23 protein-coding genes and 1 CRISPR repeat array are annotated in these 21,713 nt (G+C 68.5%); of the genes, 13 read left to right on the forward strand and 10 right to left on the reverse strand.

What is annotated here, in order from left to right:
- Positions 1 to 330: 330 nt before the first annotated feature.
- The 3 genes from WKI94_RS07260 (at position 331) to WKI94_RS07270 (ending at position 2,706) form a co-directional block, all read left to right on the forward strand.
- Positions 331 to 672 carry a hypothetical protein gene (locus tag WKI94_RS07260; protein WP_337845100.1) on the forward strand — a complete coding sequence of 114 codons (342 nt, stop codon included), beginning with the start codon at positions 331 to 333 and terminating at the stop codon, positions 670 to 672.
- Between the two features lie 9 nt (positions 673 to 681).
- A complete protein-coding gene (locus WKI94_RS07265; protein ID WP_337845101.1) occupies positions 682 to 1,560 on the forward strand; it encodes a hypothetical protein in 879 nt (292 codons plus the stop codon).
- 351 nt (positions 1,561 to 1,911) lie between these two features.
- Positions 1,912 to 2,183: a CRISPR direct-repeat array (repeat unit 29 nt; unit sequence GTAGTCCCCACACGCGTGGGGATGGACCG).
- 22 nt (positions 2,184 to 2,205) lie between these two features.
- The gene (locus tag WKI94_RS07270) at positions 2,206 to 2,706 is read left to right on the forward strand and encodes a glycerol-3-phosphate acyltransferase (protein WP_337845102.1); all 501 of its coding nucleotides are present in this window, start codon (positions 2,206 to 2,208) and stop codon (positions 2,704 to 2,706) included.
- On the opposite strand, the gene coaE is transcribed toward WKI94_RS07270, so the two are convergent.
- Positions 2,654 to 3,280, reverse strand: coding sequence for a dephospho-CoA kinase (gene coaE, locus WKI94_RS07275; protein WP_337845103.1), 627 nt, complete (start codon positions 3,278 to 3,280; stop codon positions 2,654 to 2,656). The two genes, WKI94_RS07270 and coaE, sit on opposite strands and share 53 nt — an antisense overlap.
- Here coaE and WKI94_RS07280 point away from each other — a divergent pair.
- Complete coding sequence (locus tag WKI94_RS07280; protein ID WP_337845104.1) at positions 3,254 to 4,543, forward strand: HD domain-containing protein; 1,290 nt, start codon at positions 3,254 to 3,256, stop codon at positions 4,541 to 4,543. The two genes, coaE and WKI94_RS07280, sit on opposite strands and share 27 nt — an antisense overlap.
- 5 nt (positions 4,544 to 4,548) lie before the next feature.
- On the forward strand, positions 4,549 to 5,652 hold the full coding sequence (amrB, locus tag WKI94_RS07285; protein ID WP_337845105.1) for an AmmeMemoRadiSam system protein B: 1,104 nt from the start codon (positions 4,549 to 4,551) through the stop codon (positions 5,650 to 5,652).
- Positions 5,653 to 5,663: 11 nt separating this feature from the next.
- On the opposite strand, the gene rnr is transcribed toward amrB, so the two are convergent.
- The 7 genes from rnr to WKI94_RS07320 all read right to left on the reverse strand — a co-directional run bounded on the left by rnr (position 5,664) and on the right by WKI94_RS07320 (position 12,884).
- Positions 5,664 to 7,814, reverse strand: a complete 2,151-nt coding sequence (rnr, locus tag WKI94_RS07290; RefSeq protein ID WP_337845106.1) for a ribonuclease R — start codon at positions 7,812 to 7,814, stop codon at positions 5,664 to 5,666.
- The gene (locus WKI94_RS07295; RefSeq protein ID WP_337845107.1) at positions 7,814 to 9,052 is read right to left on the reverse strand and encodes an aspartate aminotransferase family protein; all 1,239 of its coding nucleotides are present in this window, start codon (positions 9,050 to 9,052) and stop codon (positions 7,814 to 7,816) included. The genes rnr and WKI94_RS07295 overlap by 1 nt, the downstream gene beginning before the upstream one ends.
- On the reverse strand, positions 9,049 to 9,450 hold the full coding sequence (locus tag WKI94_RS07300; protein WP_337845108.1) for a thioesterase family protein: 402 nt from the start codon (positions 9,448 to 9,450) through the stop codon (positions 9,049 to 9,051). The genes WKI94_RS07295 and WKI94_RS07300 overlap by 4 nt, the downstream gene beginning before the upstream one ends.
- Complete coding sequence (locus WKI94_RS07305; protein WP_337845109.1) at positions 9,438 to 9,716, reverse strand: ribosome-binding factor A; 279 nt, start codon at positions 9,714 to 9,716, stop codon at positions 9,438 to 9,440. Before WKI94_RS07305 ends, WKI94_RS07300 begins: the two co-directional genes overlap by 13 nt.
- A gap of 9 nt (positions 9,717 to 9,725) precedes the next feature.
- Entirely contained in the window at positions 9,726 to 10,895 is a 1,170-nt protein-coding gene (locus WKI94_RS07310; RefSeq protein WP_337845110.1) for a phosphoglycerate kinase, read from the reverse strand.
- On the reverse strand, positions 10,896 to 11,891 hold the full coding sequence (gene gap, locus WKI94_RS07315; protein WP_337845111.1) for a type I glyceraldehyde-3-phosphate dehydrogenase: 996 nt from the start codon (positions 11,889 to 11,891) through the stop codon (positions 10,896 to 10,898).
- Between the two features lie 126 nt (positions 11,892 to 12,017).
- Positions 12,018 to 12,884, reverse strand: a complete 867-nt coding sequence (locus tag WKI94_RS07320) for a DUF1028 domain-containing protein (RefSeq protein ID WP_337845112.1) — start codon at positions 12,882 to 12,884, stop codon at positions 12,018 to 12,020.
- A gap of 82 nt (positions 12,885 to 12,966) precedes the next feature.
- Here WKI94_RS07320 and WKI94_RS07325 point away from each other — a divergent pair, with 82 nt between their 5' ends.
- The 8 genes from WKI94_RS07325 to WKI94_RS07360 all read left to right on the forward strand — a co-directional run bounded on the left by WKI94_RS07325 (position 12,967) and on the right by WKI94_RS07360 (position 20,427).
- Complete coding sequence (locus WKI94_RS07325; RefSeq protein WP_337845113.1) at positions 12,967 to 13,575, forward strand: biotin transporter BioY; 609 nt, start codon at positions 12,967 to 12,969, stop codon at positions 13,573 to 13,575.
- On the forward strand, positions 13,572 to 14,288 hold the full coding sequence (locus WKI94_RS07330) for a carbon-nitrogen hydrolase family protein (protein ID WP_337845114.1): 717 nt from the start codon (positions 13,572 to 13,574) through the stop codon (positions 14,286 to 14,288). The genes WKI94_RS07325 and WKI94_RS07330 overlap by 4 nt, the downstream gene beginning before the upstream one ends.
- A gap of 5 nt (positions 14,289 to 14,293) precedes the next feature.
- Entirely contained in the window at positions 14,294 to 14,728 is a 435-nt protein-coding gene (gene smpB / locus WKI94_RS07335; RefSeq protein WP_337845115.1) for an SsrA-binding protein SmpB, read from the forward strand.
- Positions 14,725 to 15,867 (forward strand): N-acetylmuramoyl-L-alanine amidase, encoded by a 1,143-nt coding sequence (locus WKI94_RS07340; RefSeq protein ID WP_337845116.1) that lies wholly within the window; start codon positions 14,725 to 14,727, stop codon positions 15,865 to 15,867. The genes smpB and WKI94_RS07340 overlap by 4 nt, the downstream gene beginning before the upstream one ends.
- A gap of 4 nt (positions 15,868 to 15,871) precedes the next feature.
- A complete protein-coding gene (locus tag WKI94_RS07345; protein ID WP_337845117.1) occupies positions 15,872 to 16,366 on the forward strand; it encodes a GerMN domain-containing protein in 495 nt (164 codons plus the stop codon).
- A complete protein-coding gene (locus WKI94_RS07350; protein WP_337845118.1) occupies positions 16,363 to 19,383 on the forward strand; it encodes a chromosome segregation SMC family protein in 3,021 nt (1,006 codons plus the stop codon). Before WKI94_RS07345 ends, WKI94_RS07350 begins: the two co-directional genes overlap by 4 nt.
- Positions 19,373 to 19,699, forward strand: coding sequence for a nucleoside triphosphate pyrophosphohydrolase family protein (locus WKI94_RS07355; RefSeq protein ID WP_337845119.1), 327 nt, complete (start codon positions 19,373 to 19,375; stop codon positions 19,697 to 19,699). The genes WKI94_RS07350 and WKI94_RS07355 overlap by 11 nt, the downstream gene beginning before the upstream one ends.
- Before the next feature lie 74 nt (positions 19,700 to 19,773).
- The gene (locus WKI94_RS07360; protein WP_337845120.1) at positions 19,774 to 20,427 is read left to right on the forward strand and encodes a peroxiredoxin; all 654 of its coding nucleotides are present in this window, start codon (positions 19,774 to 19,776) and stop codon (positions 20,425 to 20,427) included.
- A 47-nt stretch (positions 20,428 to 20,474) separates the two neighbouring features.
- Here the strand turns inward: WKI94_RS07360 and WKI94_RS07365 are convergent, their stop codons facing one another.
- Both WKI94_RS07365 and WKI94_RS07370 read right to left on the reverse strand, forming a co-directional pair.
- Entirely contained in the window at positions 20,475 to 20,723 is a 249-nt protein-coding gene (locus WKI94_RS07365; protein ID WP_337845121.1) for a zf-TFIIB domain-containing protein, read from the reverse strand.
- Complete coding sequence (locus WKI94_RS07370; RefSeq protein ID WP_337845122.1) at positions 20,724 to 21,404, reverse strand: zinc metallopeptidase; 681 nt, start codon at positions 21,402 to 21,404, stop codon at positions 20,724 to 20,726.
- Between the last annotated feature and the right edge of the window lie 309 nt (positions 21,405 to 21,713).

The raw sequence follows: 21,713 nt of genomic DNA on the forward strand, positions 1-21,713 counted from the left end.
CTGCTTCCCTCAAGATCATCTGGAGGGTATCCTGATCCATGGGGTACCTCCTCTCCCGTTGGTACCCCCATTCATACACATACCCTTACACATAATTCCTTACACGACCGGTCCTTCGCCAACCTGGCGATGACCCTGCTGTCCATTGACTAGGAGGAGGAAAGATGCAGGAGGCTTTCAACCGCATCAAGGCGCTTCGGCCTGGGGCCCGCCCCATCACCCTGATCAAGCGGCCCCGATTATCGGGACTACACCGGCCGGCAGAGGGTAAAGGTGGCGGAGTTTGTGGTCCCTCAGGGGGCTTCGTGGGTTATCCCTAATCCTCTCCCTGTGGTCCTCAAGCTCTACGACACGGCTGGGAACCAGCTTCCCCACGACACGGACGAGTTCCTGGCCCGCAGGACTCGCGGCTTCGACGCCCCAGAGTTCCTGGGCAAAATCCAGTACGCTAGCTACTACGACCTCACTGAGGCCCAACAGCGGGATGCCAAGTACTACCAGAACATCCTGGCCGTCCTGAGCCCGGCCAAGGGTGGCGTGGCCCCGCAGGGCTTTGCTTTTCGGGAAGGGGACATCCTGGAGATCTACGTTGAGTCCAGCGCTACTCCCAACCTGGCCGACGCCCGCACCCGCATTGAGCTGCCGGTGGGCGTGGACAACTCCAACACCTAGGAGGTGAGCATGGCGATTCTGGACAACCTCAGGAAGGCCATTCAGGGCGGCCTTGACCGCTTCCGGGAGTTCCCACAAGTCCCGGCCCCTCAAGCCCAGGCCGCTTCCCCTCCCCCTGCTCGCCCCGCTCCAGCAGCGGTGCAGATAAGCGACTGGGCCTTCGCCTGGATTGACGGGGAGGATCTGGAGGGCACCGGACTCCCCTATCGCCCCAATGAGTGGTTCGCTCTGGCCCAGATGCGCACCCCCGAGACCGCCCACTTCCGCATCCTGGCGGGGGAGAAGCGCCTGCGCATCTACCTGAAGGGACAGCAAACTGTGGCCGGGCAGAACCTTTCCTCGCCCCAGGCCCGCACTGTCAACCTGCCCTACCTGATCCAGAGCGCCCAGGGGGCTCCCATCCTACCCTCTGCCTACCACCCCGACGTGGCGGTCTGGGCCCAGGTGGGCGGGGTGTGGCAGCGGCTCACCATCACCAACGTGGACTACGTCAACGGCCAGGTGACCTTCACCGAGCCGGCTGGGGTGCCTACCAGCAACAATATCGAAATCTACTACACCCATGCCGACGGCCAGTTCCGCTTCCGGGTGGCCCGGGACGCGGGCGGGATTGACGACAGCATAGCGACGGTGTTCAACCAGTCCTTTAGCACCATGCACTCTACTGACCAAAACAACCTGGAAACCATGCTGGCCTGGCCGCAGCAGGTGGAGCTGGTGCCGGGCACCCGGCTGGTGCTGGAGGTCTTCACCTCTCAGGTGCCTATGGCCTGGAACGACCGTGCGGGCCACTACGTCCACATCGCCGCCCTAGCCCGTAGGGTCCAGGTCCTGGATAAGGGGCAGTTGAACCGTCTGGCGGAGTTGGAGAACCGGGCGGGGCTGTGAAGGGGGGGAGCATGTTCGGCCTCAGCAGCAGCTACTCATCGTCTTCACTGCTGGATCCCGATTTCACTCCTCCCTCTTCCTTCTCCATAGCCAATAGCACCTGGGCCATGCCCTTCTTAGACCTCCCTGGGTTTTCGCCTTCTACGTCTACACCTATGCCTATGCCCTCTCCAGGCTCCGAATCACCTCTCTGGCAGCAAGTCCTTGGGGGGCTAGGCGCCCTTAACTCCCTACTGGACCCCTACATCCTCACCGAACAGGAGCGCCTGCAGCTGGAGTTGGCCAGGGCTCAGGCGGAGGCGGAGAAGGCCCGCCTGGCTTCCATCCAGGTCCAGCCTCAGCCTGCGGTGCGTAGTCCCCACACGCGTGGGGATGGACCGGTTGCATCCAGCCTTGGGCGCGCGGCCGAGTGTAGTCCCCACACGCGTGGGGATGGACCGAGCCCGCGCCGCAGACGGCTTCCCAGACAGCCGTAGTCCCCACACGCGTGGGGATGGACCGTTCTGGTTAACGTGCGGTGGGAGGAATTGCCTGTAGTCCCCACACGCGTGGGGATGGACCGCGGAACCTGCGCCTGGCGGTCTTCGGCGCGAAGTAGTCCCCACACGCGTGGGGATAGGGCTTACCCATGGTATCCTCCTCCCCGTGGCGCTGGCGCTTCTCCTAGGCTACGCCCTGGGCAGCCTCCCCTTCGCCTACTGGTTCGCCGGGCTCAGGGGGGTGGGGCCGGAGGGCCTGGCCCCCTTTCCCCGGTTCCTGGTGCTCCTCCTGGAGCTGGGCAAGGGCCTTTCCGCCGTGGCCCTAGGGGAGTTCCTGGCCCAAGACCCCCTGGGGGGGCTCCTTGGAGGGGTAGGGGCCTCCTGGGGCCAGGCCTTCTCCCCGTGGCTCCTCCTGGGGAAGGCAGGGGGCGTGGCCCCGGTTCTGGGGGCCCTTTTCGCCGTGGACCCGGGGCTCCTTTTGGGCTTTGGGCTCATCTTCCTAGCCCTTTGGGACTGGACGAAGAACCCAAGGCCCGCCCTCTTTGGGGCCCTCTTGAGCCTCCCCCTTTTCGGGGGGCTTTTCTGGGGCGGGGTGGGCGCGGGGTTTGGACTCCTCATGGCCCTCCCCTGGGCCTATCGGCTTGGGCCTCTATGGCGCGGAGGATAGCCCTTAGGTTCTCCTCTAGCTCCTCTAGGCTCCCCCGGTTTTCCAGGACCCAGTCCGCCCGCCGGGCCTTCTCTGCCTCGGGCATCTGGGCCTGTTCCCGGGCCAGGACCTCCTCCCGGGAAAGCCCCGAGCGGGCCATTACCCTTTCCAAGCGAAGTTCCAGGGGGGCCGTCACCACCAAGACCCCGTCCAGGCGGCCTTCCCAGCCCTTCTCAAAGAGGAGGGGGATCTCCAAAAAGACCACCCGCTCCCCCTTTAGGCCCCTAAGCTCCTCCTCCAGGAGGCGGCGGATCTCGGGGTGGAGGAGGGCTTCTAGCGCCTTCAGGCGCTCGGGGTCGGAGAAGACCAGGCGGCCCAGGGCGCGGGGGTCCAGCTCCTCCTCCTGGAAGGCCTCGGGGAAGAGGCGCTTGAGCTCGGCCTTTTTGTTCTCCCGGGCCCTTTTGGCGAGCTCGTCCGCGTCCAGCACGGGGTAGCCCCAGGCCCGAAGAAGGCGGGCCACGGTGCTCTTGCCGCTGCCGATGTTCCCCGTGAGGCCGATAATGAGGGGGTGCTTCGTCCCCTGGCTCCGCTCCACTTCCCCTTTTATACCCCCAAGGGGGCCATCCCCGTGGGGGGGGCCCTGCGGGACCTCCTCCTCGGGCGGCGCCCCAAGGACCTGGACTTCCTGGCCGAAGACCCCCTAAAGGCGGCGGAAGAGGCCCGAATGGCCCTTTCGGGAAGCCTCTTCCCCCTGGACAAGGGGAGGGGGCAGTACCGGGTGGTGGCGGGGGGGTACACCCTGGACTTCGCCCCCCTGGAGGGAGGGCTGGAGGAGGACCTCCTCCGGCGGGACTACCGCCTAAACGCCTTCGTTCTCCTAAAGGGCGTGGTCTTCGGCCCAAGGGGGGCGGAGGAGGACGTGAGGCGAAGGGTCTTGGTGCCCGTGCGGGAGGAAAACCTCTACCAGGACCACCTGCGAAGCCTCAGGGGGGTGCGCCTGGCCGCCACCTTGGGCCTGGGCCTCCCCCGGGCCACGCGGGCGGCCCTTAAGCGGCACGCGGCCTTCCTTCAGCAAAACCCCGCCCTCCTCCCCGCCCGGGAAAGGGTGCGGGAGGAGCTCCATCGGCTCCTCCTCTCCCCCAAGGCGGCCTTTGGGCTTGGGGTCTTGGCGGAGGTGGGGCTTTTGGAGGTGTACCTTCCCGAGCTGGCCTTCCTGGTGGGCCTCGAGCAGGGGGGGGTGCACCACCTGGACGCCTGGCGGCACACCCTTTCGGTGCTCTTCCACCTCCTTTGGCTCTGGCCCGAGGCCCCCCTCCCCGCCCGCCTGGCCGCCCTTTACCACGATGCGGGCAAGCCCCTCACCCGCCGCTTTGACCCCAAGGTGGGGCGCTTCCGCTTCCTGGGCCACGCGGAGGTGGGGGCGGAGGTGGCCCGGGCTACCCTGGGTGCCTTGGGCTTCCCCAAGGGGGTGGTGGAGGCGGCGGCGGAGCTGGTGCGCCGGCACATGGACCGCCCCCCCGAGGAGGGGAAGGCCTTAAGGCGCTTTTACTTCCGCCGCCAAGCCCTCCTCCCCGCCCTCCCCTACCTGCAGGCCGCAGACCGCCTTGCGGCCAAGAAGGTGGAGGAGGAGGCCTGGGTCCTCCTTTGGGCCTACAAGGAGGCCCTGAAGACCCCCCTCCCCCAAAAGCCCCTCCTCTCCGGGGAGGAGGTCATGGCCCTTTTGGGCTTGAAGCCGGGCCCCGGGGTGGGGCGGGCCCTAGAGGTCCTCCTCGAGGCCCAAGCCCTGGGGGAGGTGGGCTCCAAGGGGGAGGCCAAAGCCTTCCTCCTCGCCCGCTTCGCCCCCAAAGGGGTAGGCTAGGGGGCATGAGGTTCCGCCTACGCCCACCCCAGGTGGTCCCCAGGGAAGGAGGGTTCCTCCTCATGGACCCCTACGGGGTCTTCGGGGAGCCGGTGTTCGTGACGGAGGGCGGGCTTTACCTCCTAAGGCTCCTTGAGGGGAGGACCCTGGAGGAGGTCCAGACCGAGCTCCTCAAGCAGGGGGTCCTCCTTCCCCGGGAGGAGCTAGAAGGCTTCCTCAAGGCGCTGGAAGGAGCGGGCCTCCTCCTCACGGAGGAGGTGGAAAGGAAGCTTAAGGCCGCGGAGGAGGAGCTCAGGCGGGAAAGGCCCATGCGCCTGGCGGGCCTCTCCTACCCCGAGGAAAGGGAGGCCGCCCGGGCCTTCCTTAGGGCCTTCCGGGCGAGCTTCCCGGGAGAGGGAGGAAGGGCCGAGGTCCTCCTCATGCCCCACCTGGAGCCCTCCCGGGTCCCCGAGGCCTACGGGGCGGCCCTGGCGAGCCTGGAGAAGACCCCGCCCCCGGAAAGGGTCTACCTCCTCGGGGTGGCCCACCGGCCCCTCCAGGAAAAGGCTGCGGCCCTCCCCGTCCCCTTCGCCACCCCCTTTGGCCCCGCCGAGCCCGACCTCGAGGCCCTCCAGGCCCTAAACGCCCTCCTCCCCTTTGAGCTTTTCAACACCCCCTTGGCCTTCCGGGAGGAGCACAGCCTGGAGCTTCCCCTCTTCTTCCTAAAGGGGGCCTATCCCGAGGCCAAGGTCCTCCCCCTCCTCATCGGGGAGCGGAGCCCCGAGCTAGGGGAGGCCCTAAGGGTCCTCCTAAAGGACTTTCCAAGCCTTTTGGTGCTGGCGGTGGACCTCTCCCACGTGGGGCCCCGTTTCGGGGACCGCCCCCTGGACCCCGCCCTGGCGGAGGAGGCCAGGCGGCGGGACCTGGGCTTCCTGGAGAGGCTCGCCCAAGGGGAGGCGGAAGGGGCCCTGGCCCACCTGGGGAAGAACCCCACCCGGGTGGACGCGGTGGAGGTGGTGGCCACCCTCCGCCCCCTCCTCCAGGGGCGGCGGGGGGAGGTGCTGGCCTACCGGCTGGACCTCGAGGCCCCCACCCTAAGCGCCGTGGGGGCGGGAACCGTGGCCTTCTAAAGGCCCACCGGCTACTTCCTCCGCCGGCCCCGGGCGGTCCCCATCGGGGTTTGGCGGGGGGTGGCCTCTACCTTGGCCTTGCGCCGAGCGGTGCCCCCTTTGGCCCTGGCCTTCTTGGGAGGAGGGGCCTCCTCCTGGTAGGGCAGGAGGTCGATCTGCCTCAGGCGGGGGTTGGCGGCGGCGATGACCACCTCCCTCTCGTCCCCTAGGCGGATGCGCTGGCCCTTGGGGCCAAGGAGGGCCAGGGCCTCCTCGCTATAGGTGAAAGGCCCCAGGGCCTCGAGGCGCACCAGCCCCTCCACCCCATTGGGCAGGCTCACGAAGGCCCCGAAGGGGGCCACCCCCGTGACCCGGCCGGGGAAACGCTCCCCCACGTGAAGCTCGGCCCACTTGGCCATGTAGTACTTGGTGAGCTCCCTTTCCGCGGCCTCCGCCTTCCTCTCCATCTCCGAGGCGTGCTCGGCGATGGCGGGGAAGGCCTCCAGCCAGCGCGCCCGTTTGGCCGGGGTGAGGGTGCGGCGGAGGAGGACCTTGAGGACGCGGTGCACCACCAGGTCGGGGTAGCGGCGGATGGGGCTCGTGAAGTGGAGGTAGTGGGCCATGGCCAGGCCGAAGTGGCCCAGGTTCTCCGCGGCGTAGCGGGCAAGCCTTAAGGAGCGCAGGACCAGGTTGGCCACCACGGGCTCCTCGGGGCGGCCCTTGGCCTCCAGGAGGACCCGCTGGAGGGCCTTGCCGTCCACCTCCTCCGGCAGGGTGTAGCCAAGCCGCTGAAGGGCGGTCCTTAAGCGGGCGTAGGCCTCCTCCAGAGGCTCCTCGTGCACCCGGAAGAGCCCGGGCAAGCCCTTCTTCACCAGGTGCTCCGCCACCGCCCGGTTGGCGAGGAGCATGAGCTCCTCTATGAGGCTTCTGGCCTTGGGCTCCTGCTGGGGGATGAGGTGGAGCTCCCCCCCCTCCCCCACCTCCACCTTCACCTCGGGGAAGCTGAAGTCCAAGGCCCCCTCCTCCAGGCGCCGCTTTCGGAGCCTTTGGGTGAGGTGGAGGAGGTGGTCTAGGTCCTCGGCCAGGAAGGCGTGCTCCTCGGGGAGGCCAAGCCCCTCCGCGAAGGCCTCCACCTCGGTGTAGGTGAGGCGGGCCACGCTCCGGACCACCCCTTCCGCAAAGCGCACCCGCTTCACCTTCAGCTCCTTATCCAGGTGGAAGAGGGCGGAAAGCACCAGCCGGTCCTCCCCCGGCACCAGGGAGCAGACCCCATTGGAAAGCCTCTCCGGGAGCATGGGGAGAACCCGGCCCGGGAGGTAGACGCTGGTCCCCCTTAGGGAAGCCTCCTGGTCCAGGAGGCTTCCCTCCTTTACGTAGTGGGAGACGTCGGCAATGTGGACCCCGATGCGGTAGCCCCCCGGGAGGACCTCGATGTGGATCGCGTCGTCAAAGTCCTTGGCGTCCACCCCGTCTATGGTGAAGACCCTGAGGCCGCGGAAGTCCTCCCGGCGCAAAAGCTCCCTCTCGGGGATCTCCAAGGGGATGGCCTCCGCCTCCTTCAAGACTTCCTCGGGGAACTCCGCCCTAAGGCCGTACTTGGCGATGACGGCTTCCGTCTCCGTTTCGGGGCTGTCCCCCTCTCCGAGGTACTCCAAAAAGGTCCCGTAGGGCCTCCGCTCGTAGTGGACCTGCACCACGATGCGGCTTCCCCGCTTAAGGCCGTGGAGCCCCTCGGGGTGGAGCTTGAGCTCGGGCAGGCCAGGCTCGTCGGGGATGAGGACCGCGTATCCCTTGCGGAAGTCCAGGGTGCCCACGAGCCGCTCCCGGGCCCGCTGCAAGACCCGTTCCACCACGCCCCAAGGGCGGCCGTCCCGCCCCGGGGGCATGACCCGGGCTTCCACCACATCCCCCGGCCAGGCGTCCCCGGTGTATCCCGGGGGGATGAAGAGGTCCTTCTCGGGAAGGCGCACAAAGCCGTACCCGTCCCGGTGGATCTGGATGGGCCCCTGGACGCGGTTTGGGAGGTAGTAGAGGCTCCCCTTCTTCTCCAGAAGCCCTTTGCGCACCAGGGCCTTCAGGTAGACCTTGGCCTCCGCCTTGGGGATCCCCAGGCGGCGGAAAACCTCCTCCAGCCGGTGGGGCCGGCCTGTCCTTTTGAAAAACGCCAGTAGGGTTTCTTCCATTACAAGAGCCCTTCCAGGGCCTCCTCCGTGGCCTTAAGGCTTTCCTCCAGGGCGGAAAGGGCCTCGTCCACGTGGGCCCTTCCGATGACGAGGGGGGGCTCGAGGCGCACCACCTTGGGGTTGTTGAGCCCAAAGGCGGTGAGGACCCCCCGCTCGGCGAGCTCGGCCACCACCAGGGCCCCGATGTCCGCGTCCTGGAACTCCACCCCCACCATAAGCCCCCGCCCCCGCACCCCGGCGATGAGGTGGGGGAAGGCCTCCGCCAGGCCCTTAAGCCCCTCCATGAGGTAGGCCCCAAGCTCCAGGGCCCTTTGGGGCAGGCCCTCCTCCAGGGTGACCTCGATGGCCGCAAGGGCCGCGGCCGCAGCCAAGGGGTTCCCGCCAAAGGTGGAGGAGTGAAAGAGGGGGTTTTCCTTGAAGATGGAAAACACCTCCGCCCGGCCCACGCAGGCCCCGATGGGCATGACCCCACCCCCTAAGGCCTTGGCGCTGGTGAGGAGGTCGGGGGCGACCCCCTCCCACTCCACGCCCCAAAGCCGCCCCGTGCGGCCTAAGCCGGTCTGCACCTCGTCGGCGATCATGAGGGCGCCCCACCTCCGGGTGAGCTCCCGCACCCCCCGCAGGTACCCTTCCGGAGGGATGCGGATCCCCCCCTCCCCCTGGATGGGCTCCAGGATCACCGCGGCCACGGTCTCGTCCATGGCCTCCTCTAGAGCCTTCAGGTCCCCATAGGGCACCACCCGCACCCCCGGGAGGAGGGGCCGGGCCGGGTCCTGGTACTGGGGCCTGGGGGTGAGGGAAAGGGCCCCCATGGTCTTCCCGTGGAACCCCCCCTCGGTGGTCACCAGGGTGGGGCGGCCTGTGTAGGCCCGGGCAAGCTTGATGGCGGCCTCCACCGCCTCGGCCCCGGAGTTGCCGAAGAAGGCCATCTCCAGGCCCTCGGGGGTGATCTCGGCAAGCCTGGCCGCAAGCCTCGCCGTGGGCTCGGAGACCAGGACCCGCACGGACATGGGCATGCGGTCCAGCTGGCGCTTCACCGCCTCCACCACCTTGGGGTGGCGGTGGCCTAGGTTCAGGGCGCCGTAGAGGCCGAGGAAGTCCAGGTAGCGCTTGCCCGTGGTGTCAAAGACGTAGGGGCCTTCCGCGTGGGACTCCACCCGGTCTAAGCCGGTGAAGCGGAGAAGGCCCGCCAGGCCCGGGTTCACGTGCCGCTCAAAGAGGCTGAAGGCGTCGGTCATGGGCCCATTGTATAGGACCTAAGGCGTTCCAGGATGGCCTCGGGGATGCGGGCGGCCCGCCCCTCCACCTGGCAGAGGTGGCGGGTGGAGCCCTCCGCAAGGAGCCCCCCTGGCCCCTCCACCCGGTAGGCGAAGCGGAGGGCCCGGGAGGAAAGCTCCGCCAGGCGGGTACGCACCAAGACTTCCTCCCCAAAGCGCGCCGGGGCGCGAAAGGTGAGGGAAAGCTCCACCACGGGGAAGAAGACCCCCTTGGCCTCCACCTCGTGGTAGGGCAGGCCCACCCCCTCCAGGAAGTCCACCCGGGCGGCCTCGAGGTAGACCGCGTACACCGAGTGGTGCACCACCCCCATCTGGTCGGTCTCCGCGTAGCGGACCTTGATGCGGGTTAGGCTCTCCATGGGCGGAAGAGGAGCCGGGGCAGGCGGCGCATGCGCACCCGGCGGGCCAGGCCTTCTTGTAGCCTGGGGGAGAGGCGGGCCAAGGTCCTAAGGGCTTCTCCCTCCTCCCCGAAAGCCTCCACGTAGACCGTGAGGAGGGCCCCGTCTGGGGAGAGCTCCACCCCCTCCACGGTGAGGAGGAAAAGCCGGGGGTCGTCCAGCCCCCGGATCTCCTCGGCCAGGGCCCGCTTCAGTTGGGATTCCAGGTGGGCCCTTCCATGCCCCATGCCCCTAGCTTACTCCAGCACCTCAATCCCGGGCAGGGTCCCCTTCTCCAAAAACTCCAGGCTGGCCCCGCCCCCAGTGGACACGTGGCCGAAGCGGTCCTTGAGGCCCAGGCGGTTCACCGCGGCCACGGAGTCCCCGCCCCCCACCACGGTGAAGGCCCCCTGGAGTTCGGCGAGGGCCCGGCCCACCTCGAGGGTCCCCTGGTCAAAAGGAGGCACCTCAAAGACCCCCATGGGCCCGTTCCAGAAGGCGGTCTTGACCCCAGAAAGGGCCTCGCGGAAGAGGGCGCGGGTCTTGGGGCCGATGTCCAGGCCCATGTAGGGGATGGGGATGGCATCCGCGGGGAAGATGCGGGTCTCCGCCCCGGGCTCTATCCTTTCCGCGGCCACCACGTCGGCGGGGAGGTAAACCTTGACCCCCAGACCCTCGGCCCGGGCCAGGAGGTCCTGGGCGAGCTCCAGGCGGTCCTCCTCCACCAGGCTCTTCCCCACCTCGCCCCCTTGGGCCTTGAGGAAGGTGAAGGCCATGGCTCCCCCGATGAGGAGGCGGTCCACCTTGGGGAGAAGGCTTTCTAAAACCCCGATCTTATCGGAAACCTTGGCCCCGCCGATGACCACCGCGTAGGGCTTCTCGGGGTCCAAAAGAAGGCGGGAAAGGGCCTTCACCTCCTTCTCCATGAGGAAGCCCGCATAGGAGGGGAGAAGCCTCGCCACCCCCACCACGCTGGCGTGGGCCCGGTGGGCGCTCCCAAAGGCATCCAGCACGAAGGCCTCCCCCAGCCGGGCGTAGCGGGCGGCAAGGTCGGGGTCGTTCCTTTCCTCTCCCAGCTCAAAGCGGACGTTCTCCAAAAGGGCCACCTCCCCCGGCCTCAAGCCCTCCACCGCCCTAAGGGCCTCCTCCGAGCCCGGGGTATGGGGGACGAAGCGCACGGAGGGGAGGTGCCGGGCCAGGGCCTCGGCCACGGGCCCAAGGGAATGCTTGGGGTCCGGGCCCTTGGGGCGGCCCAGGTGGGAGAGGAGGACCAAAGAGGCCCCCCTCTCCAGGAGGTGGCGCAGGGTGGGGAGGCTTTCCAGGATGCGGGTCTCGTCCTGGACAACCCCATCCCCGATGGGGACGTTGTAGTCCACCCGCACCAGAACCCGCTTGCCCCTTGGGTCTAGGTCCCGCAGGGTGCGCATCTAGACCCCCTTCTTGAGGACGAGCTCCACCAGGTCCGCCACCCGGTTGGCGTAGCCCCACTCGTTGTCGTACCAGGCGAAGACCTTCACCAGGTTGCCCAGGGCCTTGGTGAGCTTGCCGTCCACGATGGAGGAATGGGGATCCATGACGATGTCCTGAAGGACGATCTCGTCTTCGGTGTAGGCCAGGATGCCCTTGAGGGGCCCTTCCGCCGCGGCCTTAAGGGCGGCGTTCACCTCCTCCGCGGTCACCTCCCGCTTGAGGAGGGCGGTGATGTCGGAGATGCTCCCCGTGGAGGTGGGGACCCTTAGGGCGGTGCCGTCAAAGCGCCCCTTGAGGCTAGGGAGGACCAGGGCCGTGGCCTTGGCCGCCCCGGTGGTGGTGGGGATGATGTTGATGGCCGCAGCCCGGGCCCGCCTCAGGTCCTTGTGGGGCAGGTCCAGGACCCGCTGGTCGTTGGTGTAGGAGTGGACGGTGGTCATGAGGGCCCGCTCCACCCCAAAGGCCTCCTCCAAGACCTTCATCACCGGGGCCAGGGAGTTGGTGGTGCAGGAGGCGTTGGAGAGGATGTGGTGCCTCTCTGGGTCGTACTGCTCCTGGTTCACCCCCAAGACGATGGTGATGTCCTCCCCCTTGGCGGGGGCGGTGATGATGACCTTCTTGGCGCCGGCCTCGAGGTGGGCCTTGGCCTTATCCGCGTCGGTGAAGACCCCGGTGGACTCCACCACCACGCCCACCCCCACCTCCTTCCAGGGGATCTCCTTGGGGTCTTTGATGGCCGTGGCCCGGATGGCCCTCCCGTCCACATAGAGGTTCTGGTCGTCGTAACCTACCTCGCCGGGAAAACGGTGGTAGATGGAGTCGTACTTTAGGAGGTGGGCTAGGGTCTTGTTGTCCGTGAGGTCATTGATGAGGGCCACCTCCACACCGCGAGCGTGGAGGATACGGAAGACCTGACGCCCGATGCGGCCGAATCCGTTGATGCCTACCTTCATACGCGCCTCCTTTGGGCCCCAAAAGGGGCTTTAGGGCATTCTACCCCTTATGGGGAAGGGGCTAGGCATAAGAAAAAGCCTGGGTGGGGATAAGCCCCCTAGGGGCGGCTTGCGCAAGGGGCCTTCCTAACCGCCAAGCCGCGCCTTCAGATGGGCCAGGGTCTCCTCGTCCAGCTCCGGGCCCCCTGCGTAGCGCTCCTCCAGGTTCTCCACCCCGAGGAAAGCCTTCAGGGCTTCCTCCGTGGCCTCGTCCCAAGCCCCCGTGGCCTCCCCTCGGAAGTAACCCACCCGCCCCAAGGCCTCCTGGAGCCAGCGAATCTCCTTAAGGGTCAGGGGGCGCCTTTCCTTGGGCCGGGTGAAGAGGAGGCGGTGGAGGGAAAGGAGCCGGAAAAGCTCGGGCACGGGGTCGGGGTGGTCGTCCACCCGGAGGTCCACGTAGCGGTCGTTATAGCCCCCATACCCCTTCCCTGCCCCCACCACCAAAAGGGCCGCGGACTGGCGCCCCCTCCTATCCCCCCCCGCCCGGTCCCCGGCGAGGAGGGCCTGGAGGAGCCTTTCGGGAAAGGGGAGGTCCCCTTGGGCCAGGTAGGTCTCCACCATGACCTCCACCACCTCGGGGCCGGTGAGGAGGTTCCCCTGGGCGGCGAAACCCGGCCCGGCGCGCCCCCCGGCCCAAGGATGGCAAGCCTCCCCGGTGAAGGTGAGGCTCTCCCCCGTGTGGGCCACCAGGCCGAACTGCCTCGAGGGGAGGTCTTGGTCCGTGCGGCGGAAGGCCTCCAGCACAGCCTCGGGGCTCCCGCCGGCCTCGAGGATGGAAAGGGCCCGGGGCCCGTAGGTGGTGTTGGCGTAGGACTGGGTGGCCACCGCCCCCACCCCGGCCCGGGCGTAGGGCACCACCGCCCCCACCGCCAGGAACTTGCTGGCCACGGCCACGCCCAGGTCCCCCGTCTTGGGGTCTTGGGCCACCAGGGAAAAGGTGGCGACGGGCTTCACCCCCCTAGCCTACACCTTGACCTGTAAACCCTAGCCCTATAGTCTGGTTGACGAACCCGAACGGGTTCGGAAAGGAGGCGGTATGAAGGAAACCCAAGCCCTGCCCTACGTGCCCATGGCCAAGACCCTCTGGCCCCAGAGAACCCTGGCCCGGGACTTAAGCCTCATCCTGGCGGGGAGCCTCTTGGTGGCTCTCCTGGCCCAGGTAAGCCTCCCCCTGCCCTTCACCCCGGTGCCCATCACCGGCCAGACCCTGGGGATCCTCCTGGTGGGGGCCGCCCTGGGGAGCCGGCTCGGCTTCCTGGCCCTCCTGGCCTACCTCCTGGAAGGGGCCATGGGCCTGCCCGTCTTCGCGGGGGGCACGGGGGGCTTGGCCAAGATCCTAGGGCCCACCGGGGGCTTTCTCCTGGCCTTCCCCCTGGCCGCGGGGCTGGTGGGGCTCCTGGTGGAGCGCTTCGGCCTGGACCGAAGCTTCCTCGGCACCCTCCTCGGCATGCTCCTGGGGAACGCCCTCCTCTACCTGATAGGCCTCCCCTGGCTTTGGGCCTGGCTTATGGGGACGGGGAAGGCGGTGGGGCTCTCCGGGCTCCTGGCCATGGGGCTTTTCCCCTTCATCCCTGGGGACCTGGTGAAGGCCGTCTTGGCCGCGGTCCTCCTCCCTTCCGCCTGGCGCTTTTTGGGGCGTAGGTGACCCTGGCTCTTCTCCACCTCGCTCCCCGGGAGGACCCCTGGGCCACCCTTAAGGCCGTGCGGGCGTACGCCCTACAGGCCCAGGCCCAGGGGGCCTCCCTCCTCCTCCTGCCCGAGCTCCTCTTCGGCAAAGAGCCCGTAAAGGGCCTGGAGGAGGCCTTGAGGGAGGTTGCGGAAGAGGCGGGCCTCCTCCTCCTGGCGGGGTACATGGCGGAGGAAGGAGGACCACGCAAAAACCGGCTGGGGACCTTTCCCGAAGGCCCCTCCTACGACAAGGTCCACCCCTACCTGGCGGAAGAGGAGGAGGGGGACGAGGGCGTGGCCCCCGGGGAAGGCCCGGTGCTCCTCCGGGCGGGCCTGGCCTTTGGCCTTGCGCTTTGCTACGACCTGGACTTCCCCGAGCTCTTCCGGGCCTACGCCCTCATGGGGGCCGAGGGCTTCCTGGTGGGGGCGGCCTGGCCCGGGGCCTATGGGGAGCTCATGGCGGTCCTCGCCCGGGCCCGGGCGGCGGAGAACCAGGCCTACCTCCTCTTGGCCAACCGCAAGGACACGGGAAGCCCCTCCCTGGCCGTGGGGCCGGATGGGCGGCTCCTGGCCGTGCGGGAAGAAGAGGGGCTTCTCCTCCTTAGCCCCGACCTCGAGTTCCAAAGGGCCTACCGGGCCAAATACCCCCTCCTCCGGCACCGCCGGGAAGAGGCCTATCGGGTAAGATAGGCCCCGTGCGGCCTACGCTGGAGAACCGTCGCGCCCGCCACGAGTACGAGATCCTGGAGACCTACGAGGCCGGGATCGTCCTTAAGGGAACGGAGGTCAAGTCCCTCCGCCAGGGCAAGGTGGACTTCACGGGGAGCTTTGCCCGCTTCCAGGACGGGGAGCTCTACCTAGAAAACCTGTACATCGCCCCCTACGAGAAGGGCTCCTACACCAACGTGGACCCAAGGCGCCCGAGGAAACTCCTCCTCCACAAGCACGAGCTCAAGCGCCTCCTCGGCAGGGTGGAGCAAAAGGGGCTTACCCTGGTGCCCCTAAAGATCTACTTCAACGAACGGGGCTACGCCAAGGTCCTCCTGGGCCTGGCCCGGGGCAAGAAGGCCTACGAGAAGAAGGCGGACGACAAGAAGATGGCCGTGCGCCGCGCCCTGGAGGAGCTATGAGGGTTCTCAGCGCCCTGCTCCTCCTCGGATGGGCCCTGGCCCAGGCCCCCAAGCCCCTGAAGGTGGGGGCCCTCACGGGGGAGGCCCTCTACCCCGGGGGGCGGGGGGTGTCCTATGGAGAAGCGGAGCTTGTGGCCCGGGGGCTGGGCCTTGCCCTATGGCAGGGCGGAGGCCGGGTGGCCCTGGGCCTAGGGGCGCGGTACAAGGCCTTTCCCATCCTGGAGGAGGAGGCCAAGGCCGCGGGCCAAGGGGCCGCCTGGCGGCAAGGGGGGAGGGTCTACGTCCCCTTGCGCCCCTTGGCCCAGGCCCTAGGGCTCCAGTACCGGGCCCAGGAAGGTGTCCTCCTCACCCTGCCCTGGGGGGCCTACCTGGGGGCAGAGGGGGAAAACCCCCGGGTCCTCCGCTTTGACCGGGAGGTGAACGCCGTGGCGCGCCCGGGCGGGGTCCTCTTCCTCCTGGCCCGGGGGGAGGGGCCGGGGCTGGTGCAGGAGCCCTTGGGTCTTTTCCTCCCCCTTCCTACCCCACCCGACCGGATCTACTACCCAGGCGGGGGCCGGGTAGCCCTGGCCTGGGGAGACCCGAGGAGGCCGGAGCCCACCCTCCTCCTGGACCCCGGCCACGGGGGGGAGGATGTGGGGGTGGAGGCTGGGGGACTAAGGGAAAAGGACCTCACCCTGGACCTGGCGAGGAGGACCGCGGCCCTCCTCCCGGGGGCCAGGCTCACCCGGACGGGAGACCAGACCCTAAGCCTCCAGGAAAGGCTGGCCCTGGCGGAACGGGCCTCGGTGGTGGTCTCCTTCCACACGGCCCGGGGCGCGGGGATCACCCTCTACCTGCCCAAGGACCGCCCCTCCCCCCTGGCCCGGAACGCGGAGGGGCTCCTGGAGACCTCCCCGCCCGACCGGGCCCGCCTCCTCAAGGCCTACGCGGGAAGCCCCGAGCGGCTGGCAAAGGCCCTCGAGGCTGCCTTCGCCAAGCGGGGCCTGATGGTGGCCCGGGCGGAAGGCCCCTACGCCCTCACCCGGGTGAACGGGGCCGCGGTCCTCCTGGAAGTCGGTATGGAACGGCTCAAGACCCCCGAGGCCCGGGCCCAGGTGGCCCAGGCGGTGGCCGAGGCCATCCGGGCCTATCTGGAGTGAAGCCATGCGCGCCCTCCTAACCTCCTGGAACCTGCTCGGCCTTGCCCTCTTCCTCCTCGGCCTCTGGCTTTTCCAGGCCAGCCAGGCCCCCCAGGGCCCCAAGGCCCTTCCCCTCCCCGCGGAGGAGGCCCAGCCCACCACCCTAAGCCTCGTGCTCCACCGGCCCGACCCCCCCCAGGGCTTCCGCAAGGAGACCCTGGCCCAAGAACTCCCCCCGGGGTCCGACCCCCTCCAGGCGGCCCTGAAGGCCTGGAGCGAGGCCCTCTCCGCCCCCTCGCCCAAGGCCGTCTTCCCCGTGGGGAAGACCCTGGTGGTGGACCTGCCCCAGGACTTCCTCAAAGGGCTTTCCGTGGCGGAGGAGGTCTACCGGCTCTACAGCCTGGCCTACACCCTCCTCGCCACCTTCCCCCAGTACGAGGCCGCGCGCTTCCTGGCCGAGGGAAAGCCCGCCCCGGGCCTGGCCCACCTGGACCTTAGGGAGCCCGTCCGCTTGCCATGAAGACCTGGCGCCTGGACCGGCTGATCCTGCAGGGGTTTAAGTCCTTTGGGGAAAGGACTGTCCTGGACTTCCCCGACCCCGTGACGGGCATCATCGGACCCAACGGCTCGGGAAAGAGCAACCTGGTGGAGGCCATCCGCTTCGCCACCGGGGCCCGGGCCCATGAGCTTAGGGGCCAGGAGCTTAGGGCCTTCCTCTTCCAAGGCGGGGAGGGGAAGCCCCCCAAGGGCTTCGCCGAAGTGCGGCTGGAGCTTTCCCGGGGGGCAGAGCGCCTCGTGGTAGAGCGGCGGATTGAGGGGGAACGGAGCCAGTTCCGGGTGAACGGCCGCCCCCTAAGCGCCAAGGCCCTGGCCCTCCACCTCGCGGGCACGGGGCTCGGCCGGGGGGGGTACGCCATCGTGGGCCAGGGGGAGGTGGGGGCCCTGCTGGAGGCCCCGGAGGAGGTCCTTTTAGCCCACCTAGAGGAGGCCTCTGGGCTTAGACCCGTGGCCGAGGCGGGACGGGCCACGGAGGAGAGGCTAAAGGAGGCCCTCGCCCTCCTCACCACCAAGGAGGAGGCTCTAAGGGAAAAGAAGGGCCGCCTCGAGGCCCTAAGGCGGGAGGCGGAGCGGGCGAGAAGGGCCCGGGAGCTTGCCACCCTGGCCCTCACCCTCAAGCGGAGCCTCCTCCTCGCCCGCAAGGAGGAGATCCAGGCGGAGATGGCCGAGGCCGAGGCCCGGCTCAAGGCCCTGGAAAAGGAGGAAGGAGGGCTGGAAGCGGGGTTAAGGGGGCTTTTCCAGCGACGGGAAGCCCTCCAAAGGGAGGAGGAGGCCCTAAGGGAAAGGCTGGAAGCGGTGCGGCTTGGGCTTAAGGAGGCGGAGGGGCTTGAGCGGGAGGCGAAGGAGCTAAAGCGCCTCCTCGAGGCCCTGGACCGCCCCAAGCCCGAAGACCCAGGCCCCCCGCCCCCCGTGCCAGAGGAGGCCCCGGAGGCCCTGAGGGCGAGGCTCAGGGCCTTGAGGGAGGAGAAAAGGCGCCTGGAGCGGGAAAGGGCGCTTTGGGAGGAGGCCAAGGGGCGGTACGGGGAGGCCCTTGCCCGCTACGAGGAGCGCCTTAAGGCCTTGGAGGAGGCCCAAAGGGAAAGGGAGGCCCTGAAGGCCCTCCTGGAGGAGAAGGAACGGGCGCTTTCCGCCCTGGAGGGGTTGGCGGAGGAAAGGAGAGGGCTCGAGGCCCTCCTTCGGGAAAAGGAGGCTAGCCTCAAGGCCCTGAGGGGGGAAAAGGAGCGCCTAGAGCGCCTCTTGGCCTCGGGGGCCGACCTCCAGGAGGGGGCCCGGCGGGTGCGGCGCCTTTCTGGGGTGCTCGGGGTGGTGGCGGACCTCCTGGAGGCCCCACGGGGCCTCGAGGTGGCCCTGGAGGCCGCCCTCGGCCCCAGGCTCCACTGGGTGCTCACGGAGGACGAGGAGGCGGCGAAGGGGGCCATCCTCCTCCTCAAGCGGGAGGGCGGGCGGGCCACCTTCCTCCCCCTCACCCTCCTCCTTAGGGGCCGGGTGCCCTCCCCCCGCCCCGCCCAGGGCCTCCTGGGGCCAGCCTACGCCTTGGCCCGCCTCCAGGTGCCGGCCCAGGAAGAGGCGGTGCGCCGGGTCCTCTTCGGGGACACCCTGGTCTTCCAGGACCTGGACAGCGCCCTCGCCTACCTGCGCTCGGGAGGGCGGGAACGCCTGGTGACCCTGGAGGGGGAGGTCCTGGAGCGCTCCGGGGCCATCAGCGGGGGCCGGCTTAGGGGGGGCGGGGAGGTCCTCCTCCTTAGGGGCCGGGTGCGGGCGCTAAGGGAGGAGGAAACCCGGCTGGCGGAGGAGGTGGGGGCCTTGAGGCAAGCCCTGGACAAAACCCCCGCCCCGCCCCTCCTGGAGCTCAAGGGGGAGGTGGCGGCCCTGAGGGCCCGCCTCTCTGCCCCCCTTCCCCCAAGGCCCACCCCCCCGGCCCCGCCCCCCGCTTTCGCAGGGGAGGAGCGGCTCCGGGCCCTGGAGGAGGAGATCCCCAGGCTGGAAGAGGCCCTCCAGGGGGCCGAGGCCTACGCCCGCTGGCAACTCCTGCAAAGGGCGTGGGCGGAGTGGGCCAGGCTGGAAGCGGAAAGGGCCGGGGTGGAAAGGCGCCTCCAGGAGCTCAAGACCCGCCTCGAGGCCTACGCCCCCCTAAGGGAAGAGGCCAGGTGGCTGGAGGAAGCCCTGGGGGAGGCGCGCCGGGCCCTCGCCCTCCTGAAGGAAGAAGAGGCCCGGGCCCTCACCCGCAAAAACGTCCTCCTTGGGGAAAGGGAGCGCCTGGCCCTCCTCCTCGCCCGGCGAGAGGCCACCTTGGAGGAGGTGGAGCGGGCGCTTTCCGAGCTGCCCGAGGGGGAAAGGATCCCCGGTTCAAGCCGCGCCCTGGCCCAGCGCTTGGCCCAGACCGAGCGGGAGCGGGAGGCCCTAGGCCCGGTGAACGCCCTGGCGGAAGGGGAGCTTGCCCGCCTGGAGGAGGCCTTGGCCCAGGAGGAAAAGGAGGTGGTGGAGGCCACGGAAGCCCTCCTCCGCCTCGAGGCCGAGGCCAAGGCGGTGGAGGCCCAGTACCAGGAGGAGCTTAGGAAGAACTTCGCCCGCTTCCAGGAGGCCTTCCAGCGCTACGGGGAGGCCCTCCTCGGGGCCCGGGCGGAGGCCCGGAGGGAGGAAAAGGGCCTTCGCCTCCTCCTCCTCCCCCACGGGAAAAGGGTCCGGGACCTCCGCCTCCTCTCCTTAGGGGAGAAAACCCTCGGGGCCCTCGCCTTCCTCTTCGCCCTAGGGGAGCTTCAGGGGGGGCTTCCCATCGCCATCCTGGACGAGGTGGACGCCGCCTTGGACGAGGCCAACCTCCACCGCTTCGCCCGCTTTTTGGCCTCGGGGCGGCAGTTCATCCTGGTCACCCACCAGAAGCGCACCATGGAGGCCTGCCACGCCCTCTATGGGGTGGCCTCCGAGGGGGGGGTGAGCCGGGTGTACTCCATCCGCAAGGAGGTGGTCCATGACGCTTGAGGCTTACCAGGAAGAGGCCAAGAAGACCGCCCTCTACCCCGAGGCCCACCGCCTCCTCTACCCCACCCTGGGCCTGGTGGGGGAGGCGGGGGAGCTGGCCAACAAGGTCAAGAAGGTCCTTAGGGACCACGGGGGGGTGCTCACGGAGGAGGCGCGGGAAGCCCTTCTCCTGGAGCTTGGGGACGTGCTCTGGTACGTGGCCCAGGTGGCCACGGACCTGGGGGTGAGCCTCGAGGCCGTGGCCCAGAAGAACCTGGAAAAGCTCCGCTCCCGGGCGGAAAGGGGACGGATTGGAGGCTCAGGGGATCTCAGATAGAAGTGAAAATCGCTTGCATTAAATACCCCACCATGGTATAGTGCACCTGGCTCCTCAGGGGCCAGGAGGTGTATATGAACGAGATCCCCTTTAGCCTACCTCGGCTGAACGAACCCGCACCGGACTTCGTGGCCAAAACCACCTTGGGCGAGCTCCGGCTTTCCGATCTCAAGGGCAAGTGGGTGGTCCTCTTCAGCCACCCTGCAGACTTCACCCCCGTATGCTCCACCGAGTTCTTGGCCTTCGCCCGGCGCAAGGCCGAGTTTGAGGCCTTAGGGGTCCAGCTGGTGGGGCTTTCCATTGACTCCATCCACGCCCACCTGGCCTGGTTGAAGGACCTGGAGGAGATGTCGGGCCTCACCATAGACTTTCCCGTCATCGCGGACCTGGACATGAAGGTGTCCCGGCTCTACGGCATGATCCACCCTGCCGCCAGCGAAACCGCCGCGGTGCGGGCGGTCTTCATCATCGACCCCGAGGGCATCCTCCGGGGCATGCTCTACTACCCCCTCACCACCGGGCGCAACATTGACGAAATCCTGCGCTTCATCCAGGCCCTCCAGTTCACAGACCGCACCGGGCTCAACACCCCTGCGGACTGGAAGCCGAGGGACCCCGCCATCGTCAAGCCCCCCCTCACCCTGCCCGAGCTCAGAGCGGACGAGGCCCGGAAGGGAGAGTACACCGAGTATCGCCGCTGGTACCTCCGGCTTAAAAAAGCGGAGTAAAAAAGCCCCTACCCCCCGGCTCACCCGGGGGGTGAGGTTTCCGAGCCTCAATCAAAGAGGTCAAAGATCTCCAGGAAGCCCTTCTTTTTCTTGTAGGGCTTCCCTTCCTTTCGGTAGTAGGCCTCCCTTTCCTCCTCGTAGGCCCGCTCCACCTGGCGGACTTCGGCAAGGAGTTTTTCCAGCTCCCCCTTGTCCAGCCAGACCCCCCCGCACTGGGGGCAGACGTCCAGGAGGACCCCCCGCCGCTCCACCTCCTTCATGCCCACGCCGCAGTTCGGGCAGATGAGGAGGGGCATCTACTCCTCCCTCCGGCCCATGAGGAGGCTGGCGTAGTAGAGGATGGTGGCCAGGGAGCTGGCCAGGGCGGCCACGTAGGTGAGGGCAGCCCAGGTGAGGACCTGGCGGGCGAGCCCCATCTCCCCTGGGGCCAGGAAGCCCATGCGCCTTAGGAAGTCCAGGGCGCGCCTCGAGGCGTCAAACTCCACCGGTAGGGTCACCAGCTGGAAGAGGGCCACGGCCAAGAAGAGGTAAAGCCCAAGCTTGGCAAGCCCCAAGGCGCCCATGGCCAAGCCCAAAACGACCAGGATGGGACCCAGGTTGCTCCCCAAAGAGGCCGCGGGCAGAAGGCTTGCCCGCACCCTAAGCCAGGCGTAGCCCTGGGCATCCTGCACCGCGTGCCCCACCTCGTGGGCCGCCACCGCCAGGGCAGCGAGGCTTGGCGAGGCGTAGTTGGGCTCGGAAAGCCGCACCGCCTTGGCGTGGGGGTCGTAGTGGTCGGTGAGGGCCCCAGGCACGGGCTCCACCCGGACGTGGGTAAGGCCGTGGGCGTCCAGAATGGCCCGGGCCACCTCGGCTCCCGTCATCCCCCGGGCGTTAACCACCCGGCTAAAGCGGGCAAAGGTGGCCTGCAAGGCGCCCTGGATGGCAAGGCTGGCCAGGAACACCAAACCCATGAGAACGAGCGCCAGAACGTCCATTTCTCCCTCCTTTCCCAAGGATGGCCTCCCCAAGGGAGTAGCAAAAGAACCGAGGCCACCATCGCGGTGGTCTCGCCATGCGCCTTCCGCGCCCCAGCCGACCGGGGAGGCTTCCCGTACTGACGGCCGGCTGGCCCCAGGTTGGGGCGGCTACTCCCCAGGTGCAGTTATACCATACCCGCCCCCAACCGGCAAGGAGGTGTAGTTGGCCAGCACATTTGAGACTCTGTGGGGACCCCCTCCTCCTTGAGCTTAGCCAGGAACCCCAAGGGCGCAAGACCCCCCAAAGCCCGGTGCAGCCTCCGCCCG

The sequence above is a fragment of the Thermus sp. genome (genome assembly GCF_037444525.1).
Lineage (GTDB): Bacteria > Deinococcota > Deinococci > Deinococcales > Thermaceae > Thermus.